The organism is Streptococcus sp. 544 (assembly GCF_013277385.1).
Taxonomy (GTDB): domain Bacteria; phylum Bacillota; class Bacilli; order Lactobacillales; family Streptococcaceae; genus Streptococcus; species Streptococcus mitis_BA.
Window position 1 is genome coordinate 155,578 of the sequence record NZ_VMMU01000001.1, and the last position, 16,717, is coordinate 172,294.

20 protein-coding genes and 2 pseudogenes are annotated in these 16,717 nt (G+C 42.6%); 3 read left to right on the top strand and 19 right to left on the bottom strand.

Features of this window, described 5'->3' with window-relative positions:
- Positions 1–129 precede the first annotated feature (129 nt).
- On the top strand, positions 130–1,134 hold the full coding sequence (gene galR, locus HT728_RS00785; RefSeq protein WP_173219652.1) for a DNA-binding transcriptional regulator GalR: 1,005 nt from the start codon (positions 130–132) through the stop codon (positions 1,132–1,134).
- Between the two features lie 61 nt (positions 1,135–1,195).
- Here galR and HT728_RS00790 read toward each other — a convergent pair whose 3' ends face one another.
- A complete protein-coding gene (locus HT728_RS00790) occupies positions 1,196–2,053 on the bottom strand; it encodes a cation diffusion facilitator family transporter (protein ID WP_173213145.1) in 858 nt (285 codons plus the stop codon).
- Positions 2,054–2,185: 132 nt separating this feature from the next.
- Between HT728_RS00790 and HT728_RS00795 the strand changes: the two genes are divergently transcribed.
- On the top strand, positions 2,186–2,722 hold the full coding sequence (locus HT728_RS00795) for a TetR/AcrR family transcriptional regulator (RefSeq protein ID WP_173219655.1): 537 nt from the start codon (positions 2,186–2,188) through the stop codon (positions 2,720–2,722).
- Between the two features lie 149 nt (positions 2,723–2,871).
- On the opposite strand, the gene HT728_RS00800 is transcribed toward HT728_RS00795, so the two are convergent.
- From HT728_RS00800 to pepA, 6 genes and pseudogenes are all read right to left on the bottom strand, one after another.
- Positions 2,872–4,392 (bottom strand): ABC transporter permease/substrate-binding protein, encoded by a 1,521-nt coding sequence (locus tag HT728_RS00800; RefSeq protein ID WP_112443808.1) that lies wholly within the window; start codon positions 4,390–4,392, stop codon positions 2,872–2,874.
- Entirely contained in the window at positions 4,385–5,113 is a 729-nt protein-coding gene (locus HT728_RS00805; protein WP_112443807.1) for an ABC transporter ATP-binding protein, read from the bottom strand. Before HT728_RS00805 ends, HT728_RS00800 begins: the two co-directional genes overlap by 8 nt.
- A 13-nt stretch (positions 5,114–5,126) precedes the next feature.
- Positions 5,127–5,318: pseudogene (locus HT728_RS00810) on the bottom strand (polyketide cyclase); the annotation flags it as partial.
- A 34-nt stretch (positions 5,319–5,352) separates the two neighbouring features.
- On the bottom strand, positions 5,353–5,796 hold the full coding sequence (locus HT728_RS00815; protein WP_173233251.1) for a MarR family transcriptional regulator: 444 nt from the start codon (positions 5,794–5,796) through the stop codon (positions 5,353–5,355).
- Positions 5,797–6,471: 675 nt separating this feature from the next.
- Positions 6,472–6,768 carry an enterocin immunity protein gene (locus HT728_RS00820; protein WP_057487917.1) on the bottom strand — a complete coding sequence of 99 codons (297 nt, stop codon included), beginning with the start codon at positions 6,766–6,768 and terminating at the stop codon, positions 6,472–6,474.
- A 19-nt stretch (positions 6,769–6,787) separates the two neighbouring features.
- Positions 6,788–7,852, bottom strand: a complete 1,065-nt coding sequence (gene pepA / locus HT728_RS00825; protein ID WP_173233253.1) for a glutamyl aminopeptidase — start codon at positions 7,850–7,852, stop codon at positions 6,788–6,790.
- 293 nt (positions 7,853–8,145) lie between these two features.
- On the opposite strand from pepA, the gene galE reads away from it, so the two are divergent.
- Positions 8,146–9,144, top strand: a complete 999-nt coding sequence (gene galE, locus HT728_RS00830) for a UDP-glucose 4-epimerase GalE (RefSeq protein ID WP_173233255.1) — start codon at positions 8,146–8,148, stop codon at positions 9,142–9,144.
- 292 nt (positions 9,145–9,436) lie between these two features.
- Here the strand turns inward: galE and yidD are convergent, their stop codons facing one another.
- The 12 genes and pseudogenes from yidD to HT728_RS00890 form a co-directional block, all read right to left on the bottom strand.
- Entirely contained in the window at positions 9,437–9,673 is a 237-nt protein-coding gene (gene yidD, locus HT728_RS00835; protein ID WP_049512981.1) for a membrane protein insertion efficiency factor YidD, read from the bottom strand.
- Positions 9,673–10,395 (bottom strand): pseudouridine synthase, encoded by a 723-nt coding sequence (locus tag HT728_RS00840; protein ID WP_001222230.1) that lies wholly within the window; start codon positions 10,393–10,395, stop codon positions 9,673–9,675. Before HT728_RS00840 ends, yidD begins: the two co-directional genes overlap by 1 nt.
- Positions 10,382–10,951, bottom strand: coding sequence for an SMC-Scp complex subunit ScpB (gene scpB, locus HT728_RS00845; RefSeq protein ID WP_064275926.1), 570 nt, complete (start codon positions 10,949–10,951; stop codon positions 10,382–10,384). Before scpB ends, HT728_RS00840 begins: the two co-directional genes overlap by 14 nt.
- Before the next feature lie 18 nt (positions 10,952–10,969).
- Entirely contained in the window at positions 10,970–11,698 is a 729-nt protein-coding gene (locus HT728_RS00850; RefSeq protein ID WP_173219670.1) for a segregation/condensation protein A, read from the bottom strand.
- The gene (gene xerD / locus HT728_RS00855) at positions 11,698–12,432 is read right to left on the bottom strand and encodes a site-specific tyrosine recombinase XerD (RefSeq protein ID WP_316043873.1); all 735 of its coding nucleotides are present in this window, start codon (positions 12,430–12,432) and stop codon (positions 11,698–11,700) included. Before xerD ends, HT728_RS00850 begins: the two co-directional genes overlap by 1 nt.
- Positions 12,429–12,890, bottom strand: coding sequence for a cyclic-di-AMP-binding protein CbpB (cbpB, locus tag HT728_RS00860; RefSeq protein ID WP_004260968.1), 462 nt, complete (start codon positions 12,888–12,890; stop codon positions 12,429–12,431). Before cbpB ends, xerD begins: the two co-directional genes overlap by 4 nt.
- On the bottom strand, positions 12,887–13,408 hold the full coding sequence (locus HT728_RS00865) for a metallophosphoesterase (protein ID WP_164226033.1): 522 nt from the start codon (positions 13,406–13,408) through the stop codon (positions 12,887–12,889). The genes cbpB and HT728_RS00865 overlap by 4 nt, the downstream gene beginning before the upstream one ends.
- Positions 13,384–14,355, bottom strand: coding sequence for a nucleoside-triphosphate diphosphatase (locus tag HT728_RS00870; RefSeq protein WP_164226032.1), 972 nt, complete (start codon positions 14,353–14,355; stop codon positions 13,384–13,386). Before HT728_RS00870 ends, HT728_RS00865 begins: the two co-directional genes overlap by 25 nt.
- On the bottom strand, positions 14,352–15,146 hold the full coding sequence (gene racE, locus HT728_RS00875) for a glutamate racemase (protein ID WP_000370371.1): 795 nt from the start codon (positions 15,144–15,146) through the stop codon (positions 14,352–14,354). Before racE ends, HT728_RS00870 begins: the two co-directional genes overlap by 4 nt.
- A 198-nt stretch (positions 15,147–15,344) precedes the next feature.
- The gene (locus tag HT728_RS00880) at positions 15,345–15,593 is read right to left on the bottom strand and encodes a YneF family protein (protein WP_000364990.1); all 249 of its coding nucleotides are present in this window, start codon (positions 15,591–15,593) and stop codon (positions 15,345–15,347) included.
- 140 nt (positions 15,594–15,733) lie between these two features.
- A pseudogene (locus HT728_RS00885) lies at positions 15,734–15,889 on the bottom strand (alpha,alpha-phosphotrehalase); the annotation flags it as partial.
- A 14-nt stretch (positions 15,890–15,903) separates the two neighbouring features.
- Positions 15,904–16,707, bottom strand: coding sequence for an ATP-binding cassette domain-containing protein (locus HT728_RS00890; protein WP_000157661.1), 804 nt, complete (start codon positions 16,705–16,707; stop codon positions 15,904–15,906).
- Positions 16,708–16,717 lie beyond the last annotated feature (10 nt).

Here is a 16,717-nt window from a genome sequence, read left to right on the forward strand (position 1 = left end):
TAACGTGTAATCGTTTTCTTCTATTGTATCCAAGGGATTTCCCAAGGTCAATCCTTTTTACTAAAATTTTACTAAAATATCAGTAAAAGGCAGAAAAATATGATATACTAACCTTAAAAAGGAGGATTTATGGCTACCTTAAAAGACATTGCACAGCTAGCCTCTGTCTCTATCGCGACCGTATCCCGTGTCCTAAACCGCGACCAGAGCCTATCTGTTACAGAAGAAACCAGGCACCGTATTTTAACCGTTGCTGAAGAGCTGGGCTACACCAAGCACCTCAAGACAGGCGAGTCCCACAAACCCAAGCAAAAGATTGCCATTATCCAATGGGTCAGTGAACAAGGAGAGCTGGACGACCTCTACTACTACCAGATTCGCTTGGGTATTGAAAAAAGAGCCCAAGAGTTGGACTATGATATCTTGCGCTATTTTAATGACCATCCTTTTACACTAAGCGAGGAAGTGATTGGGATTCTCTGCATCGGAAAGTTTAGTCGAGCTCAGATTTCTGCCTTTGAAGAATACCAAAAGCCTCTTGTCTTTCTAGACAGTGATACTCTTTCACTAGGACATACCTGCATTATCACGGACTTTTACACTGCCATGAAACAGGTTGTCGATTATTTCCTCAGTCAAGGGTTGAATCGCATTGGGATTCTAACAGGCCTTGAAGAAACAACTGACCAAGAAGAAATCATTGAGGACAAGCGGCTGGAAAATTTCAGAAACTACAGTCAAGCAAAAGGAATCTATCATGATGAACTGGTCTTTCAAGGAAGCTTTACTGCCCAGTCTGGTTATGACTTGATGAAGGAGGCCATTCAGAGCTTAGGAGATCAACTCCCACCAGCATTTTTTGCAGCTAGCGATAGTTTAGCTATCGGTGCCCTCCGTGCTCTCCAAGAAGCTGGAATCAGCCTGCCAGACCGCGTCAGCCTTATTTCATTCAACGACACTAGCCTGACCAAACAGGTCTATCCTCCCCTATCTAGCATCACCGTCTATACCGAAGAAATGGGCCGAGCAGGTATGGATATTCTTAATAAGGAAGTACTCCACGGTCGCAAAATCCCTAGCCTAACCATGCTGGGAACCAGACTGACATTGAGAGAGAGTACAAAGAATGATTAGGATTACAAAACGACCTCTAGCAAGGCTGTTTCTCTAATAATCTCTATGATTCCGCTCCAACTCACACCTTTCGCTTATGTGCTTGGTGACTTTCTAGGTCTGCATCAACTTCAATGGTAATATTTTGAAAGCCACAATCTTTGAGGAAAATTCGAATAGATTCTTTACAAGTTTCCATATGCTCCATCTCTTTTAAACAAACATGGACAATGGCATTTTTTTCCAAACCATCCATAGTCCAGAGATTAAGCTGATTGATACTAGCGACATGGTCCAATTCTGCTAAATCCGTCTTGATCTTCTGGATATCTACTCCTTCTGGCACTGCATCGAGGAATATCTTGAGCGTTCTCCAAAAACGTGGAAGGGCTTTTGACAGAATAAAGAAGGAAATAACAAGAGACAAGAGCGGATCCAAGATATACCAATCGGTAAATCGAAGAACAATGCCCATCAGGATGACAGTCACCCAACCCAAGGTATCTTCCAGAAAGTGCAGGCTGAGAATGGATTCGTTCTTGGTTTGTCCTTTGCGAATGACGAGACTCGCTAGCACATTGATAGTAATCGCAATAATTCCTAACCAGAGAATCCCCTCATCATTGACCGGTTGTGGATGAAAGATTTTCGCTATATTTTCCAAAATGACCAAAACGGACCCTGTCATAAGAATCACAGCCGTTACCATGGCCCCTAAAAGGCTAAAACGCTTGTAGCCCAAGGTATAGTGGCTGTCTTCTTCACGATTAGAGATTGTTTCTAAAAAGGCCGATATGCCAATGGCTATAGCATCTCCCAAGTCATGGACAGAATCAGCAAGAACAGCACTCGAACCAAAGATTCCTCCTGCGATAAACTCAACAATGGCATAGCTTAAATTTAAGAAAAAAGCTACCCAAACAGTATATTTTGCCTTCATCTTTCTCATTCCTTTGTTATAATAAATTTATGAACACCTTGTTCATTATCATTATCCACTAAAATTCAAAGAAAGGATAGAAGCAAAACGTCAGCTTTATTCAGTTCTGAACAATTTGCCTCAAGTGTCCATATGACTAACATTGACCGCCGTATCAGCAAAACCAAAAAAGCCATCTATCAAGCTTTTCTACAACTTTTGAACGATAAGGGGTACGAAGCCACTACAGTTCAGGATATCATTGATCTCGCAGATGTAGGACGTTCCACCTTTTACTGTCACTATGAGAGTAAGGAACTACTTCTGGACGAGCTTTGCCGCCACCTCTTCCATCACCTCTTTGAAAGAGAGCAATCCGTTTCTACCGTGGACTATCTCGCCCACCTCTTTCTGCATTTTCAGAAAAACCAAGACCATATCACCAGTCTGCTATTTTCCAAAAATGACTACTTCCTCCGTCAACTCCATAAAGAGCTAGAACACCATGTCTATTCCGTGATGGCTGATGATTTAAAAGAATCTCACCCGAGTCTGCCTACTTCTTACCTCCAACACTTAATCGTATCCAACTTTATCGAGACATTGACCTGGTGGCTCAAAAAAGGGCAAGATTTCACAGAACAGGAAGTTGTCCAATTTTATCTAGACCTTCTCATTCCTAAAAATTGAATACAGATTAAAGCTCGGTTGCCTTATTTCTAGGCTACTGAGTTTCTTATCTTTTCAATAATCAAAAAGCCCAGACGACATTGTCTGAGCATTCTTTTCTATAGTCGTTTAAGGAAGTTTAGTTCAGTATGCTTAAAGTCTCTGCCCCATCATTTCTTCAACAAACCTTGTTCTTGTAGAAATTCCTTGGCTACTTGTTCTGCTGACTTGCCTTCAACACCGACTTGGTAGTTGAGCTGGCTCATCTGGCTTTCAGTAATTTTACCAGCCAATTTATTGAGAACCGTTTCCAACTCTGGATGTTTCTTGAGAAGAGCTTCTTTCATTAGTGGAGCCCCTTGATAAGGTGGGAAGAGTTGTTTGTCATCTTCCAATACCTGTAAATCATAACGTGCCAATTCCGCATCAGTCGAATAGGCATCCGTGATTTGAATATCACCTGACTGAATTGCCTGATAGCGAAGGGCTGGCTCCATGGTCGCTACATTAAGCTTGAGACCATACATTGATTGCAAGCCCTTATTTCCATCTTCACGGTCATTAAACTCAAGTGTAAAGCCTGCCTTCAACTGCCCTTCCACTTTTTTCAAGTCCGAAATGGTCTTCAAGCCATATTCTTGAGCAATCTTTTTCGGAACAGCTACAGCATAGGTATTTTGATAAGACATGGGTTTGAGATAGGCTAGATGATCCTGTTTGGCAATGCCATCACGCGCCACATTATAAACCTGCTCTGGCTCATGACTTACTTTCGGTGATGGTTGAAGTAAACTTTCAGTCACCGTACCAGTAAATTCAGGATAGATGTCAATATCACCTTTTTTCAGAGCTTCATAAAGGAAACTTGTCTTCCCAAAATTCGGTTTAACAGTCGCGGTCATACTGGTATTTTCTTCAATCAGCAACTTATACATATTGGCCAAAATTTCTGGTTCCGGTCCCAATTTCCCAGCAATGATCAAGTTCTCTTTCTCTTTTTGAACTAAGAGGGCTGGACTATAAGATAGACCGAGCAATATTGCCACCAAGGCAAAACCAGAAAAAATCATCCGCAATTTTGCTTTTTCCATCACTTTTAGTAGGAAGTTAAAGGCAATGGCCAGCACTGCAGAAGAAAGTGCCCCAATCAAAATTAGACTGGCATTATTACGGTCAATTCCCAAAAGGATAAAGGAACCCAGCCCCCCTGCACCAATCAAGGCCGCCAAGGTTGCTGTACCGATAACCAATACTGCTGCTGTCCGAATCCCAGACATGATAACAGGCATGGCAAGTGGAATTTCAAACTTCTTGAGACGTTCCCATCTAGTCATCCCAAAGGCAATCCCAGCCTCTTGCAGACTCGGATCAATTCCCTTGAGTCCAGTGATGGTATTTTGCAAAATCGGGAAAATCGCATAGATCACCAGAGCTGTCAAAGCCGGCAAGGTTCCAATTCCCATCAAGGGGATAAAGAGCCCCAACAAGGCCAGTGACGGGATAGTCTGGAAAATCCCTGCAAGCTGCAAGACCCAATCCGCCAATTTCTCATGATAACGAAGATAAACAGCCAAGGGAATCGCTATAAAGATAGCCAGCAACAAGGTCAAAAGTGACAACTGCAAATGTTGAGATAGAGCTGTCAACCAATCACTAAAACGATCCTGAAAAGTTGCAATTAAATTAGTCATGAACACTACCTCCAAACAAGTCTGCTACAAATTCTGTGGCAGGAGCTTTTAAAATCGTCTCGGGATTCGCCACCTGACGAATCTCTCCATCCTGCAAGACAGCAATACGGTCCGCCAATTTCAGAGCTTCATCCGTATCATGGGTTACAAAAATAGTTGTCATTCCAAACTCTTTATGCAATTCTTTTGTCAGAATCTGCAACTGTTTTCTCGAAATAGCATCCAAGGCTGAAAAAGGTTCATCCATGAGGAGAATCTTAGGCTGACCAATCATAGCACGAACAATACCGACCCGTTGCTGTTCTCCACCAGATAATTCACTAGGCAAACGATGCCCATACTCAGCTACTGGTAAACCAACCTTTGCCAAAAGCTCTTCTGTTTTCTGAGCAATTTCTTCCTTAGTCCAGCCCTTCATCTCAGGAATCAGGGCAATATTTTCCGCGACCGTTAGATTGGGAAAGAGAGCAATAGCCTGTAAAACATAACCAGTAGAAAGACGAAGTTCACGCTCATCATAGTCTTTGATGCGCTTGCCATCCATATAAATATTTCCATCAGTCGGTTCCAAGAGACGGTTAATCATCTTAATCATGGTCGTCTTACCTGAGCCAGATGGACCAACTAAAACCATAAATTCCCCATTCTCAATCCGTAAATTGACATCTCTCAAGACATCTTTTTCTGTGTAACGTAAAGCTACATTTTTGTATTCAATCATTCTTTGTCCTCATTTAAAACTTCCCTCGATTGGTCAAGTCTTCTACCTTAGGCATGACTTCCTTATTGTCCCAATGCTCCACAATTTTCCCGTTTTCTAGACGGAAGATATCGTACTGGGCATAGGCAAGGCAATCAATCTGAGTCTGACCATAGCTAACCACATAGTTTCCTTGTCCTAAGAGTTGGAAAACAAAGTCAAAAGTGGCATTTACTTATAAACAGCTAATTTGATCTATTTTAATCCTCATTTGCCTTCTCTTTCAGATTAGCCAAAATTCTTTCTTGAAAGGATTCAAATTGCCGAATTTCTTCCTCTGAAAAACCTTTGTAAAAAACCGTATCCAATTTCTGACTGACACGATGTCCCACTTCTTTCTGGGACTTGCCCAACTCCGTTAAAACTAAATACTTCTTACGCTTGTCTTTTCCACACGGACTAACAATTACAAGTTTTTGTTCCTCTAGCTTTTTTATCATAGTCGTCAGCGTATTATTCGCAAGCCCAGTCGCAAGCGCAATATCTGTCGCAGTTGCACAGCCAGTTTCACTATTCCATAAAACCGCTAAAATCTTGCCCTGTTCACCCCTATAAAGAGCTTCAGGGTCTTGACTCAGTAACTTTTGAAAAATCCGCCCATTCAACAAACGAATATGATGGGCTAGCAAATGACTATCTTTCATAACACCTCCAATTTATTTCCATATCGAAATGAATAGAATAATTGTAACACTTGTTCTTTCAACTGTCAACTATTTCGATATAGAAATAATTTTTGTTAATGATTCACACCACCATACTCCGGCTCAACTAACTTTTAACGAGAGTTTCTAAACTCCCTCGTCCTCCAGTCTACAAAAGCCTTTCATCCGTACTATCCTATATTTTATGAGGGGACACGTTTTTCCTATCAGACAATTTATTTTAAAGATAGAAGTAAATCATAATTGCTTCCATCTGTTCTTTTATAGTATATTGAAGTTGGACTAGGGCACTGTATCTTCTAAAACATTGATAGAAAGCGATTTGAATTTCCCAATCAATTTGTTCGTATTTATACTCAATGAAAATCAAAGAGCAAACTAGCCGCAGGTTGCTNNCATATATACGGTAAGGCGACGCTGACGTGGTTTGAAGAGATTTTCGAAGAGTATTAATTTCACCTTACCCTATCTTTCTCATAGCACCCTTCAAACCGCCTATACCCTACCGTTTGACGATTCCTCACTTCGCTCCACTTCCATTACAGAAGTTTCTTCACTACTATTGCTTCAGCTAACTTCTCATGATTCCTTGTTACTACTATCTGAGCGCTCACGAGATAGGTCTTATAAAAAATGCTTTGATCCACAATGGAATCAAAGCATTTTAAAAATCTCCCCATACATAAGCGCAGAAGCTGCGGTTCCTCTGTACTTAGCTTCTTCTCTTTTGATAAAGCGGGCCAAGTTGAGCAACTCAGGTGCCGGATGTCTGGGATTCTTGAGCAATTCACGATTGACCAGACCTGAGAGACGAACTGCCAGCAATTGCTCATTTGTAGTAGGCAGTTTTTTAGCAGTCTCTAGGAGAGCAGCAACTAAATCTTCACTCAAATCATGTCGAGCATGATTGTAAAGATCTTTTACAAGGCTTTCTAGGTTTGGTTCTACCATCCCTACCACCTCCTTAAGTTTAATAATTTTTAATCAAGTCAACCGTTGAACGATCCAATTTTTTCACCAAGGCTTGTAAGAAGGCTTGCGCTTCTAGGAAGTCATCCATTGCATAAAGTGTTTGGTGAGAATGGATATAACGAGCACAGACTCCGATTGTTGTAGATGGGACACCACCATTTTTCAGATGAGCTGCGCCAGCGTCTGTTCCGCCTTTACCACAATAGTATTGGTACTTGATACCAGCTTCTTCAGCTGTTGTCAAAAGGAAATCCTTCATACCTGGGAGAAGCAAGTGACCTGGGTCGTAGAAACGAATCAAGGTTCCATCTCCAATCTTGCCTTGACCGCCATAAACATCACCTGCTGGGGAGCAATCAACTGCGAGGAAGACTTCTGGATCAAACTTGGTTGTAGATGTATGAGCACCACGAAGACCAACTTCTTCTTGGACGTTAGAGCCAAGATAGAGTTCATTTCCGAGTTTTTGACCTGACAGAGCTTCCGCCAACTCGCTAACCATAAGAACACCGTAGCGGTTGTCCCAAGCTTTTGAGATGATATTTTTCTCATTGGCTGTCAAGATTGCAGAACTATCTGGTACGATGGTGTCGCCAGGACGGATGCCAAAGCTTTCTGCCTCAGCCTTATCCGCAAAACCGGCATCAAAGACGATATCTGCAATAGCAGGCATTGTTGGTCCACCCTTTCCACGAGTCAAATGTGGAGGAACAGAGCCTGAAATCACAGGAATTTCACGACCGTGACGAGTCAGGAGTTTGAAACGTTGGCTACTAACTACCATAGGATTCCAACCACCGATTTCTACGACACGGAAGGTACCATCTGGCTTAATCTCGCTGACCATAAAACCAACTTCATCCATATGAGAAGCGACCAAGACGCGCGGCGCATCTGCAGCTTCTGAATGTTTAATTCCGAAAATACCACCCAAGCCATCTGTCACTACTTCATCCACGTGCGGTGTCAACTTTTCACGAAGATAAGCACGGACAGGTGCTTCATGACCTGAGATCGCAGCAAGTTCTGTTACTTCTTTGATTTTTGAAAATAATGTTGTCATTTTAGTTCCTTCTTTCTTTCATCCATTTTACCACTTTTTATAGGAGAATAATAGCGGGAAGGTGGATTTCTAAATTAGTATCTTAGTCCTGCTCTATCTTAGAAAAAGCTTGTATTTTCTTGCATGTGAGGTGAAATCTAAGAACTATTCCAAGACCAACCAAACTATTAATTCCCAAACACAAAACAATTCGATGCTATATTTGTTCAGTTTTTCATGAAATTTCCAGAAAATAGTTGACTTTCCTTCCCTCTTTCTTTAAAATAGTACAAAACTAGGAAAAGGAAAAAATCATGACCAAAACAATCCTTGTTACAGGTGGAGCTGGCTACATTGGCTCCCATACCGTTAAAGCTCTTTTAAATGCTGGCTATCAGGTACATGTTCTAGATAATCTCTCTACAGGAAATCGTTCAGCTGTGGATAGTCGTGCTAGCTTTAAACAACTGGATGTTTATGATGCTAGCGCCTTAAAGGCTTACTTGGAAGAAAACAAGATTGACGCTGTTCTCCATTGTGCAGGTGAAATTGTTGTGAGCGAAAGTATTGAAAATCCAAGCAAATACTTCACTGCCAATGTTGCTGGTATGAATCAAGTTCTCAAAGTCTTATCTGAAGTTGGCATTCAAAAAATCATGTTCTCTTCGACTGCTTCCCTCTATGGTAATAACTGTATTGACAAGCCTGCAACTGAAGATACCCTGCTCGACCCTGTCAACCCTTATGCAGAAACAAAACTGATGGGTGAACGAATGATTTACTGGATGGCCAATCGCTACGACTGGAAATATGTCATTTTCCGTTACTTTAATGTTGCTGGGGCTGAAATGGATGCTTCAAACGGTCTGCGCGTGAAAAATCCAACTCATATCATTCCAAATATCAACAAGACCGCATTGGGACAAAATGATAGCCTGAAAATATTTGGAGATGACTACGATACACGTGATGGATCATGTATTCGAGATTACATTCATGTCTTAGACCTTGCACAAGCCCACGTTAAAGGGATGAATTACCTCTTTCAAGAAAACAGTTCTTCTCAAATCTTTAACTTAGGAACTGAAAAAAGCTATACCGTCAAAGAAATCTTTAAAACTGCTGAAGAACTACTGAATCAAAAAATACCACACGAAATTGTTGATCGCCGTGCTGGTGACCCAGCTAGCGTCCTAGCAGACGCATCAAAAGCTAAACAATATCTTGACTGGCAAGCTAGCTACTCCCTCGAAGATATTATTTTATCGGATTATCATTGGCGTGTTAAAGAAGACAAAAACATTTTGGAATAAATAGCAGAAACATCAATCATAAATAAAAACACAGATAGATGGCACTTGATAAATACCAAGTATCATCTATCTGTGTTTTATACATTAGAATCCAATTTATACTCTTCGAAAATCTCTTCAAACCACATCAACGCCGCCTTGCCGTATAGATGTTACTGACTTCGTCAGTTCTATCTGCAACCTCAAAATAGTATTTTGAGCTGACTTCGTCAGTTCTATCCACCACCTCAAAACACTGTTTTGAGCAGCCTGCGGCTAGTTTCCTAGTTTGCTCTTTGATTTTCATTGAGTATTATTTTGCATTTCTCTTTAAAGAAAAATGGTCTGGGACAGGGTCCTTACCTGGTTTCGACCAAGGATGGCAACGTAAAATCCGTGTCAAACCCATCAAGACACCCTTGAAGCCATGTTTCTCAATAGCCTCAATCATGTAGTTTGAACAAGTCGGCTCAAAGCGACAAGAGGGGGGAAAGGCTGGTGAGATAAACCGTTGGTAAAAGCGCACAGGCGCTATTAAAATTCGTTTCATTATTTCTTGGTTACAGCCATGGTGTGTAGTTGGCTGATTTCTTTTTTATTAAGACGACGGGATTCTCCTGGACGAAGACCTGTCAAGTCTAGATGTCCGAAACGAGTCCGTGATAACTTGTCCACTTGAAGACCGACAGCTTCAAACATTTTTTTAACCTGATGGTTGCGCCCTTCATGGATGGTCAACTGCACTACTGAGCGATTTTTGACTGGGTCCACTTTGAGAATCTCATAGACAGCAGGCTTGGTTTTCTTGCCATCAATCTCAAGACCACGCGTCAAAGGGCGGAGGTTTTCTTTGTTGGCCACACCTTTAACACGCGCGACATAAACCTTGTCAATCTCATTACGAGGGTGAATCATCTCATCCGTAAAATCCCCATCATTGGTCAAAATCAAGACTCCTGATGTATCCCAGTCCAAACGACCTACAGGGTAGATGCGCTCCTTCACGTTGGGCAAGAGGTCGACAACCGTCTTGCGGCCCTTGTCATCTGTCACACTGGAAATGACACCGCGTGGTTTATTAAGCAGATAATAGACCTTTTCTTCGTTGTAGATAGGTTGACCTTCAACTTCGACCTTGTCGCCTGACTTGATAGTGGTTGCGAGTTCACGCACTACTTGGCCGTTGACCGTCACCAAGCCTTGCTTGATCAACTCTTCTGCTTTTCTCCTACTGGCCACACCTGCGTGGGCAATATACTTATTGATTCTCATCTTCTTCTATCCTTTCACCAAATAATTGGCTTTCTTGGGCTTGAATCTCAAGCTCATCAATCACTGGTAATTCTTCTAAATGGTTTATCCCCATGTAATCTAGGAAATAATCCGTAGTCACATAGAGGTTGGGACGACCCAACACTTCTTTTTTCCCGTCTTCTCGTATCAAGTCAAAGACCTGCAACTTTGCCAAAGCCCCACTCGAGTTGACCCCACGGATGGCATCAATCTCTATCCGTGTGATGGGCTGTTTGTAGGCAATAATGGACAAGGTCTCAAGGGCAGCCCGAGATAAACTCTGGTTGATAGGTGCCTTAGAGTATTCCTTCAAAATCTCTGCAAATTGAGGCTTGGTCACCAATCTATAAGCGCCCCCTGTCTCAATCAGAGCCAAACTGGAATCTGGGTCCTTTTCATACTTCTGGGCTAATTTTTCTAAACTCTGTTGGATGCCTGTCGGTGGCAGAGAGAGAAGTTCAGCTAACTGGCGGACTCTAATCCCATCTTCACCCGCTACAAACAAGAGCGCTTCTATTTTTGCTAAAGTACTCATCTTTCCTCTCTATCAAGTCTAGCTTTGGGCCACTTGACTTTCTTCCTTCTTTTCCATGAGATAAATATCTCCGAAACTTTCCTCTTGCACGAGGATCAGCTCCTGGGTTTTGATTAACTCTAGGGTTGCCAAAAAGAGGGTAATGACCTCTTGGAGATTCTGGGCTTCCTTAAACAAATCCTGCAAGCGCAACTGGTCTCGTCCAGTCAAGGACTCTTTCACGATAATCATCATGTCCTCAATCTTATACTCATCCCGCAAGATGGTCGTGTGGTTCTGAGTAAACTCCTCTTTTTTCTTGGCTAGGATATTTGAAAAAGCCAAAAAGAGGTCAATGGTCGTCTTGTCATGCACAAGCTCCGCATCTTCGTAAATCAACTCTGTCGGTGCTTTGGAATAGTACTGGGCCCGTTCTTGGTGCTTGGCTTCCAAGCGCTCCCCTAAGAGCTTGAATTTGCGGTATTCTTCGATTTGAGAGAGAAGATCCTGCTCTAGGTCATCCTCCAAGTCTGTCACTTCTGCTACCTTTGGAAGTAGTTTGCGACTCTTGATCAGCATGAGCTGACTGGCCATGACCATGTACTCCCCCGTCACTTCCAGACGCATGGCCTGCAGGGTTGAGACATAGGCTAGATACTGTTCGATGACTTCTGTGATAGGCACATCGTAGATATCCATCTGGTACTTAGAAACCAGGTGCAAGAGCAAGTCCAGAGGCCCTTCAAAATCTTTTAGTTTAATATCCATTATCTATATTTTTCTAAAGTCAGGACTGTTTTTAATCCTAATTTTTTTGCAATTTCGTACAAATCGACCTTGTTTTCTATTTGTCGTAGAATGAACTGTTCCCGCAAGGCTTGGGCTGATAAGGCCGGAAAACCTTTCTCCTTGACAAAGGATTCTAGCTGACGAAAGGCCCACTGACGAGAATAGGCTTTCCCTCCCCTTTCAAAGAGATAAGTCTGCCCCATCAAGGGTTCTAATTCTGAAAGCAAGGTCGTGGGAATGGTGACAATCCTCTGTTGGGAAGCCTTCTTGATTCGCAACACCTGAAAATCCAGATTGATATCTGCAACCTTGATGGCTAAAATCTCACTGGGCAAGAGCCCCATTTCCAAAATCAGGAGAGCCAGTAAGCGGCCCTCTGGATAGTCGCTTTCCTGCCAAAAAGAGTCTAAGTCTAACAGTTCTGGCTTTTCGGTCTTCTTTTCAGCTTGTTTAGCTAATTCCAAGCGGTAAAAGCTATCCACTTCTCCTTTTTGATAGAGAAAGTAGAGAAATTGGTTACAGGTCGAAGTCTTTCGCTTCTGAGCGCTGATTTTTAGATTGACTAGCTGGGCTTGGTAAATCTTGAGACTGGTCTCAGAAATCCGCTCGCCTACAATGTCTAAAAATTGCTCCAAATCATACCTATAGGACTGCTTGGAATTGGCAGACAGACCCTGCTTTTCCTCTAAAAAGTCTGAAATCCTGTCTTTTATTTGCATCGAATCTCATATTCCTTACTAAAGTCATGCAAGAGGGCATTGACTGCCTTGAGGATAGACTTGCGCGTGATAATTCCTTGGAAAATACCAGACGCATCCACAACCGGCAAGAAGGACTCATCTACCAGCTTGTGCAAGACCTCCGTAATGGTAAAATCAGGCGAGACGACCGCTACGTCCGTTCTCGTCATATGAACGATATCCGTATCTGCCATGATTTCTTGACTCAAATCATGCTCCATCTGATAAGCCATAATATCTCTGAGCCCAATCGTCCCAACAAACTGTTTTTCATCTGTCACAACGGGAACACGGGTATAGGTCATCTGACTGAGCAAGAGGGTTGCATGATCCGCATTGTGAGTATCAATCAACACGGCTAGATTTTCAGCAGGGGTCAAAAAAGTTTCCTCCTGCCCCAACAAGAAAGTCTCAAACTCCTTGGCAATCATCGGCTAAACTCCTTGGACAAGCCCGGATACACCTCATGGACTCGTGTCAAAAAGTCCACTTTAAAATAACTGTCATCAATCTCCACACGAGCATAGAGACACTCTCTGATGGTCCCACGTGGTTGACTGATGGAACCTGGATTTAGAAAGAGGGTCTTGCCTTCCATCCAAGCGCTTGGCACATGCAAGTGACCATAAAGGCAGATATCGGCCTCTTCTTCCTGAGCCCAGTAGTCCAACTTTTGAAAGTTGAAATTGATGTCAAACAAGTGACCATGGGTTTGGATAATCTTGGTCGAACCAAGCTCAGTCACCAAACGTTCTGGGTAGCCGGCGTAGAAGTCCATGTTCCCTTTAACAACGCGTATGCCTTCCCAAAGGGGAGAATCTGGACGCAGTTCAGAATCGCCGTTATGAAAAACGGCGTCAACTTTGCCCACATAACGATCACGGATTTCTTCCACAATCAAGCTATCGCCATGGGAATCGCTCATTACAATGATGGTTTGCTTTGCCATGATGGAAATACCTCCAAAAGTTTCTTAACGGCTAAGGCACGGTGAGATTGACTATTTTTTTCTTCAAGGGTTAATTCAGCTGAGGACTTGCCTGTCTCTCCTACAAGGAAGAGAGGGTCATAGCCGAAGCCATTTTCACCCTTAGGTTCAAAGTTAATGTAGCCTGGCCAGTCTGCTTCAACAACCAAACTTTCCTTGTTGGGACTGGCTACGACTAGGGTTGTATGGAATTGAGCCGAGCGGTCCTTGAGTTCAAAGACCATGGCCAATTCGTGCAAGAGTTTAGCATTGTTTTCACGGTCAGTAGCTCCCACTCCTGCGAAACGAGCTGACCAGACACCTGGCAAGCCACCAAGGACATCGACTTTGAGACCTGAGTCATCTGCCAGAACCATCTTGCCCGTTAATTGGGAAATGGTTTCTGCCTTGAGGCGGGCATTTTCTTCAAAGGTCATACCTGTTTCTGCTACTTCAGGCAGGTCTGGATAATCATTAAGATTTTCCACATCGTAGCCTAGCTTGTCAAAGATAGCTCGGAATTCCTTGGTCTTGCCCTCGTTACGAGTCGCAATCAATAAGGTTTCTCTGACCTTGCTTGTCTCAAAGAAATCATGAACATTGACCCCTTCTTTAGGCAATTCTACATACAAGAGCTGCCCATTTTCAACCAAGAGCAGGGCTCCCTGACGTTGAATAACTTCCAAATTTCGTCCCATTTCTTGGTTAAGGATATCTACTACAAAAGACAATAAACGGTAGGGAGAACCATAGCGTAAAACAATAACTGAAAGTGGAAAACCTCGTTCCTCGTCTCGAAAGATTTTGGCCAATCCAACTAGAGGAAAATCCAAGTCTTCATCAGTCAAAGTCCGGACACCACCAAAAATGCTATAGGACCCAACATACCAGTCCTGGTCATCCTTGTATTCATAAATTTTATTTGTCATAATTCTACATGCTCCACATGAATTTCTTTTTCCAGCCATTCTTCACCAATTTGTGCAAAACTTTGGCTGCTGGCTGTTGTGTAAAAACGGTGATGGAGTGGTCCAGCATCGCGACCACGATTGATTTCAAAATAATTAAGTAAGACTGAAATGTCCCGTACACACTCTGCCCCACTATCGATGAGCTGAACCTTTGGCCCCATGACATTTTGAATAATGGGTCTGAGCAGTGGATAATGGGTACAGCCCAAAATCAAGCTATCCACCTTTCCAACCAAGGGACGCAGGGTTTCATAGACCACTTTCTTGGTAACACTGGTTGACAGGGCACCCGACTCCACCAAGGGAGCAAACTTGGGACAGGCCAAACTCTCCACCTGTAAGTCCGGATCCAGATCATGGATTTTCTGACGGTAAATGTCTGAGTGTACAGTCATGGGCGTTCCAATCACTCCGATTTTCCCACCTTGGCTGGACTTGATGGCTGCTGAAGCTCCTGGCAAAATCACACCCAAGACAGGAATATCTAGTTGAGCCTTGATTTCTTCCCAGACGACCGCAGTCGCAGTGTTACAAGCAATGACAATCATCTTGACATCCTTGGTCAAGAGAAAGTTGACCAACTGCCAAGTATATTCACGAATTTGCTCAGCAGGACGGGGACCATAGGGCGCCCGTGCCGAATCTCCAATATAGACGATTTCTTCATGGGGAAGCTGGCGCATGAGCTCGCGCACAACGGTCAAGCCCCCGACACCCGAATCCAAAAAACCAATTGGTCGATTATCCATACAGTCTTCTTTCTAGTCTTTTTTCTGATTGATAGTTCATTATGATTATTTATCCTTATGAACTGAATGACAGTCTAATCAATAACTATCTCTCTTAATCATAATCAAATATCAATAGAATGCAAGGAAAAAGTCTCATCCCTAAACATAACCAACATAGTGAGAAGTCTGGAACTTTCATCCCAGACTTTTCCTTATTTATTTTTTCTTTTTATTGTTGGCAAGGGCTGCTTTTTGTTGGCGAATGATTTGGTGGTAAACTTGTTGTACCTTAGCTTCGCTTGGTTTTTGACCATTTGCACTCAAAAGAGTACGAACTGCTTCAGCATTCAAACGTGGGTTGTCAGCAAATTCTTTTTCTATTTGCTTACGAACCAAGTACATTCCTCCAAGAGCTCCTCCTAGAAAAGCTAGCACAATCAATACAATTGCTAAAAGTAAATCCATCATTTTTCTCCTGTTTCTTTTTGAGTCTCTTTCATTATACCACAAACTAGCCACCCTGACTAGTTTGTTTTACGCTTTCATAGATGGAATAGACAGCAAAAAAACCCTGCTTTTCTGCGAAAGAGGGTTCCTTGCTGAGTTTAATTTACATAGATAGCCAGCGTTTGATACGGTTTGAGTAGAATTTTTTCAGACACTTCTGCATCTTCATAGTTTGAAAGCAAAATCTGTCCATTTTGGTAGGCTACTGGTAAATCGATTTCCACTTCTGTGGCATAAAAATTATTGAGCCACATCTCAGCCTTTTTCTTTATCCCAAAACTAATTCATCACTGACCAGACTTTGGCCACTATTTTTCTGGAAAAGATGCATGAGATCTTCAACTGTCAGATGCTTTTTCTCTTCTCCTTTGACATCTACCACTATCTTGCCTTGATAGAGCATAATGAGACGATTACCATACTCAATCGCATGGTTCATATCGTGGGTAATCATCAAAGTCGTCAACTGATGGTGTTCCACAATCTTTTGCGTCAAATCCATCACCATTTGACTCGTTTTCGGGTCAAGTGCCGCAGTATGTTCATCCAAAAGCAAAAGTTTGGGTTTCACCAGAGCTGCCATGACTAGGGTCAAGGCCTGTCTTTGTCCTCCTGAGAGGTATTGAGTATCCACTTTCAAGCGGTTTTCAAGACCAATATTCAACTCCTTCAAGGCCTCTTGGAACTGGATTCTGTCCTTCTCCTTCACGCCCCAGCCAAGTCCTCTTTTTTGTCCACGTCTCAAGGCAATAGCCATATTCTCCTCAATCGTCAAACGAGAGGCTGTTCCCATCTTAGGATCTTGAAAAACACGGGCGATATCCTTGGCTCTCTTTCTTACACTCAGATTTTTAATGGATTTCCCTGCCAATAAAAGGTCCCCTTCGTCCACCGATAGATTGCCAGCCAAGATATTCATCAAAGTGGATTTTCCTGCTCCATTTCCACCAATCACAGAGATAAAATCTCCCTCTTCAACTTCTAAATCTAATCCTTTGAGGACATGGTTCTCATTGACCGTCCCTGCTTCAAAGGTTTTGTGAATATTTTCAAGTGTTAACAAACTTGCCATAACTTTCTCC